Source organism: Oleiphilus sp. HI0117 (genome assembly GCF_001635235.1).
Window position 1 is genome coordinate 1 of sequence record NZ_LWGA01001391.1, and the last position, 1,687, is coordinate 1,687.

Here is a 1,687-nt window from a genome sequence, read left to right on the forward strand (position 1 = left end):
AGGCTAAATTAGCCTGAAGGTGCGAATCAATCTAGCTAGCACTTTAAGGCGCGCAGCTGTCGCCTCTTGTCCCATTAACGTAGTTCCAGCAGTAAAGTAGTGTACCATCTTCGTTCCATCGTTTTAGCGTGCCATGGTAACTGCCATTCGCGAAGTGCGCTTCAAATTCCTTATTCCCATTTTCATACCAATCGCTTGAGAGGCCGTGTTTCTCGCCATCAGCATAATAGTCTTCGGATTCTTTTTGACCACTTTCATACCAACTTGTCTGGGCTCCGCAGTATTCGCCGTTATAAGTATAATTTTGTGACATTCTGATGCCATTGTCATACCAGGCTTCGGACAGACCATGAGAATTTCCCTCCTTATAATAGCCTTGAGAAGAGATCTGCCCATTTTCATGCCAATATCGACTTAATCCATGCAGCTGGGCATTGACGTAGAACTGCTCTCGGTCAAGTATTCCCGGGTCTTCATAGTAGTTTGCGCCATGACCGTATGAGCAAGAAGTATACGAGTTGGGATCACTTTCATTGGCCATCGTAATAGCCTGATTAAAAGTATTCGAGCTGCCGAGTTCGATATCGTAGGTGGATGGGCAACTAGGGCTATTGGATTGAGGAATATCAGCAATAGGGCAGGTCGAATGAGTAAATTCAGATTCTTCTGATGCATAGTCCTGGCCATAAACCCTTTGTATTACATAAGCGGTCACCGTGGTGCCATCAGAAACCGAAATCGGTGCCGAGTAGTTGTATTCTGGCGCTGATCCATTCAACACATAGCGGATATCTGGTAGGCCTTGTGCTTGAGTCATTGCTAGTTCTAATTGACCAAACTCATTCATACCGTTGGATATAAATTCTACTTTTTCCGGGATAAACGTAAGCGCTACTTCGTTACTTCGAATACCTTCGGTATTTTCGATATAAACGCTAATTGGACCCACCTCCATATTTTCGTGCGAAGGTAATCTTAACGCTAAGCTTCCCTGAGACAGAGAATGAATTGCAGCGTGGACAATGCTACCCGTATGCGTCCTGAAGTAGACGGTGTAGTCGTCGATGTTAGTTGTCATGCCTGAAACACTTAAGATCAGCTCATCGTTACCTTGAACCCGTTCTTGGTCGATTGAAGTAATAACCATAGCGCCCACTTGAATCGTAAAACTGGCTTGATCACTTACAGGTGGAACGGTAATTTCATAGACATTGTTCATGCCTATTAGATTGCGACTGGTATAGATATGATCAATTGAAACTTCAATTGTATCGACGTTGCTGTCGGCATTTAGCCATTGACCGAATACTTCGAATTTAATTTCCGTTCCTGGGTCGTTGGTGTTCAGCGCATTAGAAGGATAAAACTTGGCGCTATCAACAAGTTCACCTTCACCGTTCTTAGCGCTTAGAACGATTTCCGGAATATGTCGGCCATCTACATGATCTAGTGTTTTTAAGCCAAAGCCGCTTAGGGTGACTTCTTCTGTTTCAATAACACCACCATCACGACGGCTAATGGCTAAAGGCGTCATGCTAAGCAGATCAATCGGGAAATTAACAGTCGCCGAAACGGTGCTTGGAATATGCCTCGCATCATTTACTACGGCAAGCATATCTGCAGCCCAAATGGCAATGGTTGCCTTGAGCGATATCAGTGTGAGCCCCATTTTCGCAAACTGTTCTGA

1 protein-coding gene is annotated in these 1,687 nt (G+C 44.5%); it reads right to left on the minus strand.

Annotation, left to right across the window (positions count from 1 at the left end; genetic code table 11):
* Positions 1–43: 43 nt before the first annotated feature.
* The coding region (locus A3757_RS23665) for a chitobiase/beta-hexosaminidase C-terminal domain-containing protein (protein WP_197470274.1) at positions 44–1,687 on the minus strand (1,644 nt) is incomplete at its 5' end.